Source organism: Algisphaera agarilytica (assembly GCF_014207595.1).
Classification (GTDB): Bacteria; Planctomycetota; Phycisphaerae; order Phycisphaerales; family Phycisphaeraceae; genus Algisphaera; species Algisphaera agarilytica.
This window is the reverse complement of the sequence record NZ_JACHGY010000001.1, coordinates 3,782,624-3,796,792: the sequence shown is the minus strand read 5'-3', so window position 1 is coordinate 3,796,792 and position 14,169 is coordinate 3,782,624. Positions and strand designations below refer to the sequence as shown.

10 protein-coding genes are annotated in these 14,169 nt (G+C 64.2%); 3 read left to right on the top strand and 7 right to left on the bottom strand.

The genetic code is table 11. From position 1 onward, the window contains the following. Positions 1 to 55 precede the first annotated feature (55 nt). Positions 56 to 1,006 carry an endonuclease/exonuclease/phosphatase family protein gene (locus tag HNQ40_RS16455; RefSeq protein ID WP_184678909.1) on the top strand — a complete coding sequence of 317 codons (951 nt, stop codon included), beginning with the start codon at positions 56 to 58 and terminating at the stop codon, positions 1,004 to 1,006. A 69-nt stretch (positions 1,007 to 1,075) separates the two neighbouring features. Further along, a complete protein-coding gene (locus tag HNQ40_RS16450; RefSeq protein WP_184678908.1) occupies positions 1,076 to 2,182 on the top strand; it encodes an alpha/beta hydrolase in 1,107 nt (368 codons plus the stop codon). Between the two features lie 8 nt (positions 2,183 to 2,190). Here HNQ40_RS16450 and HNQ40_RS16445 read toward each other — a convergent pair whose 3' ends face one another. The 3 genes from HNQ40_RS16445 to rsmG all read right to left on the bottom strand — a co-directional run bounded on the left by HNQ40_RS16445 (position 2,191) and on the right by rsmG (position 4,942). Continuing rightward, positions 2,191 to 2,850 carry an MBL fold metallo-hydrolase gene (locus HNQ40_RS16445; protein WP_184678907.1) on the bottom strand — a complete coding sequence of 220 codons (660 nt, stop codon included), beginning with the start codon at positions 2,848 to 2,850 and terminating at the stop codon, positions 2,191 to 2,193. Positions 2,851 to 2,878: 28 nt separating this feature from the next. Then, the gene (locus tag HNQ40_RS16440; RefSeq protein WP_184678906.1) at positions 2,879 to 4,108 is read right to left on the bottom strand and encodes a VWA domain-containing protein; all 1,230 of its coding nucleotides are present in this window, start codon (positions 4,106 to 4,108) and stop codon (positions 2,879 to 2,881) included. A 114-nt stretch (positions 4,109 to 4,222) separates the two neighbouring features. After that, on the bottom strand, positions 4,223 to 4,942 hold the full coding sequence (gene rsmG / locus HNQ40_RS16435; RefSeq protein ID WP_184678905.1) for a 16S rRNA (guanine(527)-N(7))-methyltransferase RsmG: 720 nt from the start codon (positions 4,940 to 4,942) through the stop codon (positions 4,223 to 4,225). A gap of 89 nt (positions 4,943 to 5,031) precedes the next feature. Here rsmG and HNQ40_RS16430 point away from each other — a divergent pair, with 89 nt between their 5' ends. Beyond that, entirely contained in the window at positions 5,032 to 6,750 is a 1,719-nt protein-coding gene (locus HNQ40_RS16430; protein WP_184678904.1) for a hypothetical protein, read from the top strand. 112 nt (positions 6,751 to 6,862) lie between these two features. Here the strand turns inward: HNQ40_RS16430 and HNQ40_RS16425 are convergent, their stop codons facing one another. From HNQ40_RS16425 to uvrA, 4 genes are all read right to left on the bottom strand, one after another. Next, positions 6,863 to 8,095, bottom strand: a complete 1,233-nt coding sequence (locus tag HNQ40_RS16425; protein ID WP_184678903.1) for an FtsW/RodA/SpoVE family cell cycle protein — start codon at positions 8,093 to 8,095, stop codon at positions 6,863 to 6,865. After that, positions 8,092 to 10,614 (bottom strand): penicillin-binding transpeptidase domain-containing protein, encoded by a 2,523-nt coding sequence (locus HNQ40_RS16420; RefSeq protein WP_184678902.1) that lies wholly within the window; start codon positions 10,612 to 10,614, stop codon positions 8,092 to 8,094. Before HNQ40_RS16420 ends, HNQ40_RS16425 begins: the two co-directional genes overlap by 4 nt. A gap of 200 nt (positions 10,615 to 10,814) precedes the next feature. Next, positions 10,815 to 11,087, bottom strand: a complete 273-nt coding sequence (locus HNQ40_RS16415) for a F0F1 ATP synthase subunit epsilon (RefSeq protein WP_184678901.1) — start codon at positions 11,085 to 11,087, stop codon at positions 10,815 to 10,817. Between the two features lie 90 nt (positions 11,088 to 11,177). Next, positions 11,178 to 14,096, bottom strand: a complete 2,919-nt coding sequence (uvrA, locus tag HNQ40_RS16410) for an excinuclease ABC subunit UvrA (protein ID WP_184678900.1) — start codon at positions 14,094 to 14,096, stop codon at positions 11,178 to 11,180. Positions 14,097 to 14,169 lie beyond the last annotated feature (73 nt).

Sequence of the window (14,169 nt, the reverse complement as noted above, 5' to 3'; positions counted from 1 at the left end):
GCCGAACCGTTGGTGTATTGACGTATTTGTTTTGATTTTTTGGAAGGCTTTTTCGATGCTTCGACCGCTTCATGGCGTGGTTCTGGGGTTGATGATTCTCGTGGCGGGTTGGGGGATGACTCCGTCCGCTTCGGCCGACACGATTACGATCGGTGCGTACAACGTCGAAAACTTCTTCGATGTCTTCGATGACCCCTACACCGGCGACGAGGGCGTGCGGGTCAAGTCGCGGCGTGACATCGCGACGATGGCCAAGGCGCTCAAGAAGCTCGACGCCGATGTGGTGGTCTTCCAGGAACTCGAGAACGAGCATCTGCTGCAGGCGATGGTCGACGAGTTCCTGCCCAACGAGGGATACGAATACATCGCGGCGCAGCGCACGAACTCGGGCCGTGGGATCAACCTCGGCGTGATCAGCCGCTTCCCCATCAAGGAACTGCGGAGCTACCGCTTCACCACGCTGACCAACCCCAAGGCCCCCGGCCGGGAGTGGAAGTTTGCCCGGGACGTCATGCGGGTCACAATCGATGCCGGGCTGGACCGCCCGATCGAAGTCTTCTCGATCCACCTCAAGAGCAACCGCGACGGCCCGGACGACCCCAACTCTCGCCTCTACCGCACCGCCGAGGCCATCGCGCTCAAGAAGATCATTCAGGAAGAGGTCGACAAAGACCCCGGCTTCCTCGCGGTGCTCGGCGGCGACTTCAACTCCAACTACGAAACCCGCCCCGAACAGCCCCGGCCCTGGCCCGCGATGGAGCACCTGCTCGCAACCGAGCCCGGCGATGATCCGCTGCTGATCGATGTCCACGCCGACCTCTCCGACAAAGAACGCGTGACCATCCCCGGCAGCGGCCGATACCCCCCGGCGACCTTCGACTACATCCTGGTCACCCCCGCGATGGCGGAGCGTTACGTCAAGGGATCGGCCACCGTGATCCGTTCCGAGTCGTTGACCTCGGGCTCGGACCACCGCCCGCTCTCGGCCGAGTTTCGGCTGGACTAAAACGCAGGTTGCTTCAGTTATCTGTGCATGCAGACCGGCAACGGTGAGTTCAAAAGCCTACGCTTACGCATGACGATGCTGTCTTCGCGTGTGCTCAGCGGTTTACTCCTTTCGGCTTGTCTGGTGGGGGCCAGCGGCTGTATATCCAATGCCATTGCGATCGCCTTCACCAACGCCCCGAACGGTGGCCGGGAGGCCGTAGACCCGGAACGCCCGGTGGCCGCGATCTACGACCGCTCTGATGAGTTGGAAGTGCCCGGCCCGCCCCAAGTCAGCCTCGCCTACTGGGTGATGGAACCCGGTCCCGCCAAAGTCAGTTTTATCCGTGACTCCGAGCAAACAGCCGCCCCCGCCGCTGCTCCGGGCTGGCGTTACGTCGATTCAAAGGAGCGCCCCGGTAAAGGGCTGGTCCGCACCGAACGCGGACCCACTGCTCCGGGCGCTGAGGCCCGCGCAACCGTGGTGGTCTTGCACGGCTGGGCCAGTCAGGTCCGCACCACCGATACGCTTTGGCACCTCAGCGCCACGCTCGCCGATGCGGGTTGCCGGGTGATCCTGCCCGATCTGCGCGGTCACGGCGACAGCACCGGCGAATACGTCACCTCCGGCTTCCGGGAAGTCGAAGACCTCTCGGCGCTTCTCGACCATGTCGAAGCTCAGCACGGACCGTCCCCGCTTCCCGTTGGCGTCATCGGGCACTCCTACGGCGGCGGTGTCGCGATCCAGTGGGCGGCCCATGACTCGCGGGTCCAGGGCGTGGTCGGTCTCGCCCCGCTGGCCGACATCCGGCCCAGCATGCTGCCGGGGGTCCGGGCCTTCGCTCGGCAGTTCAGGCCGATCTCCTGGTTCTTCTATCTCAATTGGGCCGTCAACCAGCAGGCGATCAACGAGGCCCAGGCCAAGATCGAAGAACGCACCGGCACCGACATGGCCACCAACAACGCGCTGTACCAGATCACCCGTGTCGAGGTACCCGTGCTGATCCTGCAAGGCGCGGAAGATGAGGCGACCCCGCTCGAAGGCGCGGAAAAACTACGCGACGCCAACCCCGACCGAGTCGAGTTGGTGGTCTATCCCAAGGGGCGACACACATCGTTCTTGCGCGATGATTTTACGGACATTGAGCCGCGCCTCCGGGCGTGGGTGGATGGCCTCGCAGATTCTCAGGCTCGTTAAAACCGGAGTCAGACCAGATCGGTTTCGCGCAGATACGGGTTACTCGCCCGTTCCCGTCCGATGGTGGTTTCGGGGCCGTGGCCCGGCAGGACGCGGGTGTCGTCGGGTAGGGTGAGCAGCTGTTCGTGAATGGATTTGATCAGCAGCGGGCCATCCGAGGTGGGGAAGTCGAACCGGCCGATGGACTGGGCGAAAAGCGTGTCGCCGACGATGGCGGTGGCGGTGTCTGGTTGGTAGAGCGTGATGCCGCCGGGGCTGTGGCCGGGGGTGTGGCGGACTTCGAAACTGACGCCGTCGAGTTCGAGGGTTTGGCCGTGGGTGAGCACGCCCGTCGGGTCGGGGGCGACGACGGGTTGGCTGATGTAGAGCGAGAGGTTCAGCGACGCGTCGCCGGGGAAGTCGCGCTCGGACTCGTGGATCAGCAACGGCGTGTCGGGGAACCGCTGCAGGGCCTCGGCGACCCCGGCGATGTGGTCGGCATGGGCGTGGGTCAGGATGATCTTCTCAACCTTCAGGCCCGCCTCTTCGACGTGGTCGAGCATCTCTGCGGGATGTTGCCCGACATCGACCAGCCACGCCACGCCGCTGGGGCGCGACACGACAAAGCAGTTGGTCTGGAAGTCGCCGAGGGGGAAGATTTCGATGTTGATCGCGCCGGGTTCTTGCATCGAAGCATCTTACCGGGAAGCCGACGGCTCAATGGATGAACGACTTGGTTTTCTTGCCGGTGAGGTAGCTCTCGATCACGGTCGAGCTGAGGTTTTCGCTGGTGCAGTAATACGCCAGGCCGCGGGTCAGGCGGGTGAGCTGATCGACGAAGCCAACCCAGTCCATGCCCCAGTAGTCTTCGATCAGCGCGAAGGTGGCGATGCGGATGCCCATCTGCTGGCACTTGAGCGCTTCCTGCAGCGTGATATTACTGGTCTGCTCGGTCGGCGGGTAGAGCAGGTACAACATTTCTCCGTCGACACCGCCTTCCGGGCTGTTCTCCCCGGGGGTGGCCACGTGGGCCGTGGGTTGGCCGTCGGTGATGACGAAGATCTGCTTGTTCGCCGCACCGCTGCGGGCCAGCATGTGGCGGGCGGTGCGCAAGCCGAGCTGCAGGTTCGTGAAGTGCTGCGGGATCTTCTCGGTGTTCGCCCGGGCCTGATCCAACGGCACCCGGATACGCACTTCGTAATCGCGGATCGACACCGGCTTGGGCATGACCAGCGGGATGTCGCGCTCCTGCAGCCGGTCGGCGAGCGAATAAAACCCGACGTACTCCAGCGTGTCCTGCGGGAAGCGGGCGCGGATGAGTTCCTGCATCCCGAGTGCGATGCGCTTGGCCTGGATGAACCGGCCGTAGCGCATCATCGAGCCCGACAGGTCGATCAGCATCACGGTCGCGCAGTCGGCCGAGCCCTCGGTCATGTGCAGCTCGAAGTCGCCGTGGTTGATCTGGATCGGCACCGATGCCCCGCCGGACGACTGCCCCGCCTTGGCCCGCTCGGCGGTCTGCCGGGCGATGGCGTTGCGCAGGGTCTGACCGAGCTCGAGTTCGCTGATCGGGTCGCCGAACTCGTAGGCCTTCGTGCCGTCGGCCCGCTCGGTGGTGCGGCCCTGGTGCCGGGTCTGGTGACCTTCACGCGACCCCTTCTTGAGCTCGCTGAAAATCTCCATGAGCGACTGGTGCTGGAACCCCTTGAGCATGCGCGGCGTGAGGCGTAGCCGGGTGTTGCCGTCTTCGTCCTCGTACTCTTCGAGCAGCCCCGCGTCGATCATCGCCTGGATGTATTCCTGCTCGTCGGGGTCTTCGAGGTGCTGCATCGCGTCGAGCGCCTGCTCGCCGTACTGCAGGATGAAGTTCATCACGTTCGGCTGCGCGAAGAGTTGGTCGGGGCTGAGAAACCCCTGGCCGTCGAACTCGGAGTAGGAAAACTTCATGGGGAATCGTAGGCGGGGTTATTTCGTGATTTGGCGATTGGGTGATTTAGCGATTGAGATAGCCAGTTCATGTTCTTCGATCGCCAGATCGCACAATCACTAAATCGCCAAATATCAAAGCGGTTGCTTCTTCGGCAGCCCCGGCAGCCGGGGGTAATCCTTGGGGGTCTGGGCTTCCTTGATCACCGAGACGATGACCAGTTCGTTGTCGAACGACTCGGGGTAGGCGTCCACGACCGCGACCTCGCCGCCGCCGAGCTTGATCAGGGCGTCGCCGCTGGCGTCGAGCTCGGCCTCGGCCTTGGGGCCCTTCATCGCCAGCAGACGCCCGCCGACCTTGAGCATCGGCAGCGAGTACTCCAGCACCACCGGCATCGGGCCCACCGCCCGGTTGGTCACGACATCAAACTTGCCTCGGTACCGCGGGTCCTGCGCGGCGGTCTCGGCCCGCTCCTGCAGGGTTTGGGTGTTGGTCAGGTCCAACGCATCGATCACCGACTGGAGGAACGCGATCTTCTTCCCGGTGGCTTCGAGGAGCGTGACCTGCACATCGGGCCGGGCGATCGCCAGCGGGATGCCGGGTAGCCCCGCGCCGGTGCCGATATCGATCAAGCGGAGGTTGTCACCGTCTTCGGGGATCCCGGGCAGCGGTGTGAGGCTGTCGACGATCAACCGACTCCACGCCTGCTCGCGGTGGCGGATCGCGGTGAGGTTGGTGGTTTCGTTCGCCTTGAGGATCAAGTCGAGGTAGGCCTCGAGCTTATCGAGGACTTCGGTGGGCATCTCGAAGCCGAGCGCCTGCAGATCGGTATGCACAAATTCGGGGATAGCCATCTGCGGATTTTATCATTACGATACGCACGAATCGTTTTTGCATTTTCGCTCACACGCCCCGTCTCTTCGCCCTCCGGAATCTCCACACGATGTCTTCAACCAACGACTCCCCCAAGTCTTTGATCCAGACCCTCAAACAGCTCGGGCCGGGCTTCCTGCAGAGCGCCTGCACCATCGGCGGCGGCACGCTGGGGGCCTGCCTGTTCCTCGGGTCGTTCGCGGGGTTGTCGGCCCTGTGGATCCAGCCGTTCGCGATGCTGTTGGGCGTCGGCGTGCTCCTGATGATCACGCACGTCACACTGAGCACCGAGAAGAGCCCGTTCGGCCAGATCAATCAGCACGTGAGCCCGGTGCTGGGCTGGGGCTGGCTGATCGCCACGGTCGCGGCCAACATGGTCTGGGGCCTGCCGCAGTACAACCTCGGCACGGATGCGCTGACGCAGATGGTGGTGCCGGGCGTGCTCGGGAAGGACGGGGCCCTGGGTGGCGAAGGCGGGACGATGGGCCGGGTGATCGCCACGGCGGTCATGGCCGGGTGCGCCGTGGGCATCATGCTCACGCAGCTCCGCAAGGGCAAAGGCGGGCGACTCTTCGACCGGTTGATTCAGCTGGTCGTCGCGGGCATCGTGATCTGCTTCGGCGCGGTGGTGATCAAGCTGCTGTCCACCGGCAGCCTGTCGATCGGGAGTATTGCGCAGGGCTTTATCCCTTCGCCCTCGTTGTTCTTTGAGCCCGCCTCGGGCTACACCGAGATGCTTGGCCAGAGTGTGAACGTGGAGTTCTGGTCGGATCGCATCACCACGAGCCAGCGCAACACCGCCCTCGCGGCGATTAGCGCCGCGGTCGGGATCAACATGACCTTCCTCATGCCCTATACGCTGCTCGCCCGGGGCTGGGGCAAGTCGCAGCGTGGCCTGGCCCGGACCGACCTTTTCGTCGGGCTGCTGATCCCGTTCATTCTGGTGAGCGGGTTCGTCGTCTCCGCCGCCGCCGCGACCCTGCACGGAAAGGCCAACGTGAATCAGGCGCTCATCGAGTGGAAGTTCTCCGACCCCGGAGAAGCCAACCCCAGCGGCCTGGGCCCGTATCGCGACAATCTGGTGGCGTTTGCCAAGGACAACATCGAGGGCTGGGACAAAGAAACAAAAGCCAAAGACAAGACGCCCGAACAGGTCGCGCAAGACAACGTTCTGCTCGACACCATCCCCGAGTCCGAACGCCTCATCGCCGCCGCCACCATCAAGCACGGCACCGCGGCGCTGGGCGCCACCCTCGAATCCTTGTTCAACGGGAAGACCGGGGTGTTCATCTTCGGGGTCGGCGTGTTCTTCATCGCCCTCTCCACCGTCCTGGTCCACATGCTCATCAACGGCTACGCCCTCGAGGTCGGCTTCGGGATCCCGCGGCAGATCGGCAGCCTCCTCCCGCTGGTCGCGGTCATTGGGCCGTTCTTCTGGGGCGAGCTCAGCGCATACTTGGTCATCCCGACCAGCATGATCGGGCTGATGCTGCTTCCGGTCGCTTTGTGGGGATTCCTGCTGCTGGGGCAGCAGAAGAAGCTGGGCGACGCGAAATTCGGCCCGGTCATGCTGGTCGTGGGCATCTTTGTCACGGTCGTCTACACCCTGCTGTCGGCCTGGGCGGCATACGGCAAGATCGGTGATTGGCTGACCAAGACGATCGACGGGATCAGCCCGAAAATCGGCTGGGTGGGACCGGGCCTGATCGCCGCGGTTGCGGTCGCGGCCCTGCTGACCAGTCCGCTGGTTCGTGGGAAGAAGTCCGAGTCGTCCGACGCCGCGGAGTGATCGGTCTGAATTTAGCGTTCAGGTTTAGCGGGTGACGCGCAGCGTCCCGCGTCGGCAATCTGTAAGCAGCGCGGGGCACTTCGTGCCGTCCGCTAAACCTATTAGGGTTGACTCAACCCGAGCGCCGCCCCGCGCGGCCGTCGAACTCGAACGACGGCCGCGACATGTACGTCGCCCGCCGGGATGCGAAGTTCATCACCAGACCCACCATGATGAAGCTGAACAGCAGCGACGACCCGCCGTAGCTGACCAGCGGGAGGGTGATGCCGGTGATGGGCAGGACGCCGACGGTCATGCCGATGTTGATCACGGCCTGGGCGAGGAAGATCCCCGCGAAGCCGACGCACGCCAACCGCCCCAGCGGTTCCTTGGTCGCCGCCGCGACCGCGAGCATCGAGCCGATCAACAGCAGGTACAGCCCCATCATGGCGAAGCCGCCGAGCATGCCCCAGCGGTTGACCACCACCGCGTAGATCATGTCGTTGTGTGCCTCGGGGAGTTTGTAAAACTCGATGAAGGTTTCGGACCGCTCGCCGCCGTAGCCCTGCGTGCCGCCCGCCCCGGCCAGCGTCATGGCCTTGTGCTGCTGGTACGACTCGTCCTGAACCTCGCTGTAGTCGCCCGACGCCAGTTTGATCATCGAGGTGATCCGTGACTTCTGGTACGACTTGAGCCAAGGCGCATAGTCCGGCTCGCCCGGCACGCCCGAGGTCATCAGCACCAGCGTCACGTTGATCGCGATGACCATCACACCCATGCCAACCACCGAAAACAAGTGGCGCAGCTTCGCCCCCGCCGCGATGAGCACCACCAAGAGCGCCGGGCCAAACGCCAGCGACTGCCCCAGGTCCGGCTGCACAATGATCAGCATCACCGGAACCAGCATGAACAGAAACGGCGGGACCAACCCCCAGAACGACCGGTGGCTCTCGCGGTAGCGCAGGTACCAGCCCAACGCGATGACGAACGTCACCTTCGCCATCTCCGACGGCTGGAAGTCCATCACCTTCAGGTCGATCCAGCCGCGCGTGCCGTTGCGCGGCCGGACGATGCTCTCGGGAACAAACGGAATCAAGAGGAAGATCAAAAGTGCAATCGCGAGCCCGAACATCGGGTAGGCGAGCCAGCCGATCACGCGGGGGTGGGGGATCAGCATCACGACCATCGCCGCCAAGGCGACCACGAGATTGCGCTTCTGTGAATTGGAGATGCCCGGCTCGAGGGTTTCGACCGTCTCTTGAGCCATGATGCCCATGGCCGCCAACGCGATCGCCGCCACAAGGGTGATCCAGCCAAAGTTCGGCCGGAGCAGGTCACGCAAGCGTGCGGCAGCGGCTTCGATCATCCGGCCGCTCCGTCGGTGCCCTCGGGGGAATCGGTCTGCGGCAACATCGCACGGAGCGCCTCCTCACCCAAGTACCCCTCCACCGCCATCGCCCGGATGATCTGGTTCACGATCGGCCCGGCGACCCGCCCGCCCGAACCGGCATATTCGACCACCACCGCGATCGCGTGGGTTGGCCGGGGCTCACCTTCGGGCTGGACGAGTGCGACGACCCAGCCGTGGTAGCCCTCGCGGATGATCGCGCCGTTGCGGTTGTACTCCCCCGCTTTCGCGATGGTGCCATCGGGCTTTTCTTCGCCGCCGTCGAAGACCCTGCGGAAAGGCGGCGCGTCGGCGGTGCCCGACTTGGCCATGACCTTCACGCCCTCGACGTTAAACACCCGGTCGTGGCTGCCGTCTTCGAAGCCGATCCAGTACGTTGTGCCGCGGTCCAGGCCGCTGGTGCCTCGGGTGTTGGCCGAGGCTTCCATGCCGCGTAAGGCCCGGTCGCGGGCGGCGGGTGACAGGTGGAGTTGCGAGGTTTGGCGTTGCGCGCCGATTCGGCTGCGGTCCTGGATGAAGGTGGGCGGGATGTAGAGCCCGCCGCGGGCGAGGGTGGCGTGGGCGTTGGCGACCTGCATCGGCGTGGCCGACATCGCGCCCTCGCCGATCGCCATGTACGCCGCCTGCCGTTCGGAGACCTTGCTGCCGACCGGCGGCAACGCGCCACGGACTTCTTCGTTTAACCCCGAACCCGAAAGCCGACCGAAGCCGAACAGGCTGAACCACTCGGCCATGCGCTGATAGCCCAGCGATTGCCCAAACTTCTGCGCGACCCGGCCGAAGTAGACGTTGGAGCTGACCTTGATCGCTTCGACGCCGGTGAGCTCGCCGAACTTGGTGTAGTGCGGCGGGCGGAAGATCCAGTCGCGGAAGGTGGTCGGGCTGTCTTCCCAGAGGTGGCCTTGGGAGCAGTCGATTATTTCGTCCGGGCCGATGATGCCGTCGGTGATGCCCGCGGCCAGCACCAGCGGCTTGTTGGTCGAGCCCGGCTCGTAGCGGTAGCCCACCGGCCGGAACATCGTGGGCAGGTTCTCGAAGTCGCCGAAGACTTCGACGCTGCGGTTCTCCAAATCGTTGATCGATAGGCCCGGCACACTCACGGCGGCGACGATTTCGCTGTTGTCGATATCCAACACGATCGCCGCCCCGTTGAGCGCATCGCCTGGTTTTGGGGTTTGCGGCTTCTTTTCCGAGGGGTAGCCGGACTTGTGCCAGGGCTGCGAACGCATCAACCCGATCGCGGGGTCCTGTGACATGATCGCCTGGATACGCATCTGGAGTTGGATATCGATCGTGAGATGGACATTCTCCCCCGCGATAGGCCGCTGGATGGTTTCTTCACCCGTGTCGAGGTGGAGCACGCGCTGCCCCCGGCTACCCCGCAGGACGCTCTCCATGGAGCGTTCGATCCCGAACCGGCCGATGAGGTCGTTGGGACGGTAGCCCGCGAGGTCGACGACATCGGGCGCTTCGGGGTCGTCCGCATCTCGGGTGAACGGGTAGCGGTCCCAATGCGGGTCGCCTTTGTGGATGGGGCGGAGCGTGCCGATGATGTGCCGACCGATGCCGTCGACGGTGACGAGCAACGGCTCGGATTTGGCGAGCGGGGTGGGCAGCGTCGAGCGGTCGAACTCAAACGTCCGGCTCTCCCAGTAGTACACCCGTTTACGGACACGCACCGGCGAGACTTCGAGCCAGACGTCGTATTCGCGGGTGTCTTCGGGAGCGGGTTGGCCGTTGACTCGGGCTTGCTTGACCTGGGCTTGGAAGGCCTCGTCTTCCTGCTTCGCCTTGGCGATGAACTGTTCGATCCACGTGACGGTTTCCGGGGTCACGTCGTACAGCACCGAGTGCGGCTGGTACTCTTCGCGCACCGGCACATCGACCTCGGCCCAGCTCAGGTTCTTGGCCTGGTCCTCAGTGAGGATCTTGTACTTGTTGCGGCGGTTGGCGGCGGTGGCGTTGGCGCCCATGGTCTGGACCCACCGCACGACCTCTCGCTGCCGGTCTTCGATCTGTTCGATCTGCACCCCGCCGAGCTCGGCCAGGGTGACTTTGAGGGTTTCGATCTTGACCAGATACGGCTCGATGAACCGCCAGGTTTGTTCAGCCCGCTGCTCGAGGGTGAGGCTCCGCCAGGCCTGGCGGGACATCGTCCGACGGGCCGCCATCTCGGCCTGGTCGTAGGCCCAGTTGCCGCTGAGCAGGGCGAAGCTGACCTGCACGTCCCACCCGGGCCGGTCCTCGGCGAGCGGGCGGCCCTTGCGGTCGTAGATCTTTCCGCGGGACGTGGGCGTGTAGGTGGCGTTTTCGAGGTGGGCCTTGAGCGCGGCCTGGCGTTTGTCGTGTTCTTCGCCGGTGGTCAGCTTGGCGGTCTGTCCCGCCAGCAGGCCCATCAGGACGATCGACACCCCGCCCAGCAGCAGCAGGCGGCGATGGAACATGCTCGGGATGATCTGACGCAGAACGCTTCGCATGGCTCAGACGAGACGCTCCGCCGCACACGCGACATCCTTGTCTCGATGTGGCATTCTACCGCAGACCGCCCCCCGTACGCGATTGGGATTCAAACCGAGCACGAAGCGTTAGCGAGTGCAGTTAGCACAGGCGCATAGCAATAAGCCGGTCGCTGACGCTCGCGGCTCGGATTACGTAAAAATTTGAGGGAACCGGGGGATCAGGCGGCGTCGGCGGCCTCGGCCTTGTCGGTCAGGACCGTAAGCTTGTTGCCCTTCATCTGGGCGAAGCCACCGGCGATCTTCATGGTGGTCTTGCTGCCCGATTCGCCGGTCAGGCGGAGCGAGCCCTCGCCGATCTGCACAAGGATGGGGGCCCGGTTGACCGCGAAGCCCATTTCGCCGTCCCACGCGGGGAGGACGATGTAGGAGACTTCGCCTTCAAAGACTTCCTGTTCGGGGGTCACAACGCTGCAGGAAAAGGTGCCGGGCATGGGGGTGGTTCCTGAAAAGATCCAACGGGAGGGTCGGTTAGGGCTGGCTATCCTAAACCCGGGGCGTGTGCTGTCAAACGCGTGAACCGGTCAGGCCGTTATCGGCTCGGGCAGGTGGGTTTTGAGGAACCGGCCGGTGTACGACGCCTCGTGCTCGGCCACGTCTTCGGGGGTGCCGGTGACCACGATCGTGCCGCCGCGGTCGCCGCCCTCCGGGCCCAGGTCGATCAACCAGTCGCTGCATTTGATCACGTCGAGGTTGTGCTCGATCAGGATCACCGTGTTGCCTCCGTCGGCCAGGCGGTCGAGCACGCTGATGAGCTTTTTCACGTCGGCGAAGTGCAGGCCGGTCGTCGGCTCGTCGAGGACGTAGAGCGTGTGCCCGGTCGAGCGCTTGCCGAGCTCGGTGGCGAGCTTGACCCGCTGTGCCTCGCCGCCGGATAGCGTGGTGCTGGCTTGGCCGAGCTGGACATACGACAGGCCCACGTCGTTCAACGCCGTGAGCAGCCGCTTCACATCCGAGAAGCTGTCGAAGAATTCGAGCGCCTCCTCCACGGTCATGTTCAGGACGTCGCTGATGTTCTTGCCGCGATAGGTGATCTCCAGCGTCTCGCGGTTGTACCGCTTGCCTTTGCATACATCGCACTGCACGAACACGTCCGGCAGGAAGTGCATCTCGATCTTCTTGGTGCCCTGGCCTTGGCACGCCTCGCAGCGTCCGCCCTTGACGTTGAAGCTGAATCGGCCGGGCTTGTAGCCGCGGATCTTGGCTTCCTTGGTCTTGGTGAACAGGTCGCGGATCATGTCGAACACGCCGGTGTACGTCGCGGGGTTGGACCGCGGCGTCCGGCCGATGGGCGACTGGTCGACCTCGATGGTCCGGTCGATGTTGGTCACGCCGGTGAGCTTGTCGTGGTCGCCGGGTTTCACGCGTGAGCCGAGGAGAGAACGCTTGGCGGCCTTGAGCAGGATCTGGTTGACCAGCGTCGATTTGCCGCTGCCCGACACGCCGGTGACGGTAACGATCCCGCCGAGGGGGAACGCCGCCGTGACGTCCTGCAGGTTGTTCTGGCGGGCGCCTTTCACGGTGAGGCATTGCTTGTGGTCGAGCGAGCGGCGTTCCGTGGGCGTGGGGATTTCTTCATCACCACGCAGGTACTTGGCGGTGAGCGATTTCTTGTCGCGGAGGAATTTTTTACGTGGGCCGTGGGCGGTGATGGTGCCGCCGTGGCGTCCCGGGCCGGGACCGACGTCGATCAGGTAGTCCGCGGCGCGGATGGTGTCCTCATCGTGCTCGACGACCAGCACGGTGTTGCCGATATCGGTGAGGTGGCGGAGGGTTTTGATGAGGCGATCGTTGTCGCGTTGGTGCAGGCCGATGGTGGGCTCGTCGAGCACGTAGCAGCAGCCGACGAGCCCGCTGCCGACCTGGGTCGCGAGGCGGATGCGCTGCGACTCGCCGCCCGAGAGCGTGCCGGTGTTCCGCGAAAGATTCAGATAACCCAGTCCGACGCTGAGCATGAAGCCCAGGCGTGCCCGGATTTCTTTGACGATCGGCTCGGCGATCTGCTCGCCTTCGGCGCTAAGCCGCAAGCGGCCGAAGAAGTCTGATGCTTCTTCGATGGTCATGTTGACCACGTCGTTGATGTTGTATTCCTTCTTCCCCGACGCGATGAACACATGCAGCGCCTCAGTCCGTAGCCGCGCTCCGCCGCAAGTCTCGCAAGCCGATTCCGACAGGTAGCTCGACAGCCGCTGCTTCACGAACTCGCTGTCGGTCGTCTCGAACCGGCGTTGCAGGTTGGGCAGCACGCCCTCGAAGTGGCTGCCGTACTTCGTCTCGTCGCGGGTGGTTGTGCCCTCCATCATGATCCGGCGGATCGGCTTGGGCAGCTTCTTCCACGGCGTCTGCGGGCTCACCTCAAATTCTTTGCAGAACTTACGGATGATGCGGTTGTAGAAGATGTTCATCCGCTTGCCGTTCTTCCGCCACGGCTCGATCGCGCCCTCGCTCAGCGACAGCTCCGGGTCCGCCACGACCAACTCCGCATCGAACTCGAACACCGTGCCCAGCCCCGAACAGCTCGGGCAGGCCCCGTACGGCGAGTTGAACGAGAACAACCGCGGCTCGAGGTCCTCCAGCGAACACTCGGGGTGGATCGGGCAGGCGTACTTCTCGCTGAACAGCGTGTCGTCCCAGCCGCCCTCTTCATTGGCCACCGTCACGACCGCCAAGCCCTCGGCCAGCTTCAGCGAAAGCTCGATCGAGTCCGCCACGCGGGTCCGCACGGGGTTGTTGCCGTCCTCGTCGGTTTCGCCGTGCTGGACGACGATGCGGTCGACCACCGCCTCGACGGTGTGTTTCTGGTAACGCTGGGTCTTGGTCGTGAACGGGGTGCCCGCTTTGGTCTTGGCGATCTCCCGCAGGTCCATCACCTCGCCGTTCACCCGGGCCCGGACAAAGCCTTGGCGGACCATGCCCTCGAAGACTTCTTTGTGGTGGCCTTTCTTGCCGCGGATCACGGGGGAGAGCACCATCAGTTTGCTGCCCTCGGGCAGGCCCATGACGTGGTCAACGATCTGGGTGGCGGACTGCGACTCGATCGGTGTGCCGCACTCCTTGCCTTTCTCATCCACATGCCAGCACCGCGGCTGACCGACGCGGGCAAACAGCAGACGCAGGTAGTCGTAGATCTCCGTCGTCGTCGCGACCGTCGAGCGTGGGTTGTGCGAGCTGCCGCGCTGCTCGATCGCGATCGTCGGCGGCAGGCCTTCCACCGACTCGACATCGGGCTTCTGGAGCTGGTCGAGGAACTGCCGAGCGTAGGCCGACATCGATTCCATGTACTTGCGTTGCCCCTCGGCGTAGATCGTGTCGAACGCGAGGGTCGACTTGCCGCTACCCGACAAACCCGTGATGACCACGAGCTGATCGCGGGGGATGTCGAGGTCGATGCCCTTGAGGTTGTGTTCCCGCGCGCCGCGGATGGAGATTTCGGTGAGTGCCATGTGCGGCGATTGTAGGTAAGAAAAATCAGAAAAGCAGGACAAGAAAAAACGCAGGAAAATGAATTTCCTGCGT

What these genes read in the sequence shown, in the direction of transcription:
- HNQ40_RS16445 (WP_184678907.1), bottom strand. Translation starts at nt 2,850, where the DNA reads ATGCAAGAACCCGGCGCGATCAACATCGAAATCTTCCCCCTCGGCGAC.
- HNQ40_RS16420 (WP_184678902.1), bottom strand. Translation starts at nt 10,614, where the DNA reads ATGCGAAGCGTTCTGCGTCAGATCATCCCGAGCATGTTCCATCGCCGC.
- HNQ40_RS16450 (WP_184678908.1), top strand. Translation starts at nt 1,076, where the DNA reads ATGACGATGCTGTCTTCGCGTGTGCTCAGCGGTTTACTCCTTTCGGCT.
- rsmG (WP_184678905.1), bottom strand. Translation starts at nt 4,942, where the DNA reads ATGGCTATCCCCGAATTTGTGCATACCGATCTGCAGGCGCTCGGCTTC.
- HNQ40_RS16430 (WP_184678904.1), top strand. Translation starts at nt 5,032, where the DNA reads ATGTCTTCAACCAACGACTCCCCCAAGTCTTTGATCCAGACCCTCAAA.
- uvrA (WP_184678900.1), bottom strand. Translation starts at nt 14,096, where the DNA reads ATGGCACTCACCGAAATCTCCATCCGCGGCGCGCGGGAACACAACCTC.
- HNQ40_RS16425 (WP_184678903.1), bottom strand. Translation starts at nt 8,095, where the DNA reads ATGATCGAAGCCGCTGCCGCACGCTTGCGTGACCTGCTCCGGCCGAAC.
- HNQ40_RS16415 (WP_184678901.1), bottom strand. Translation starts at nt 11,087, where the DNA reads ATGCCCGGCACCTTTTCCTGCAGCGTTGTGACCCCCGAACAGGAAGTC.
- HNQ40_RS16440 (WP_184678906.1), bottom strand. Translation starts at nt 4,108, where the DNA reads ATGAAGTTTTCCTACTCCGAGTTCGACGGCCAGGGGTTTCTCAGCCCC.
- HNQ40_RS16455 (WP_184678909.1), top strand. Translation starts at nt 56, where the DNA reads ATGCTTCGACCGCTTCATGGCGTGGTTCTGGGGTTGATGATTCTCGTG.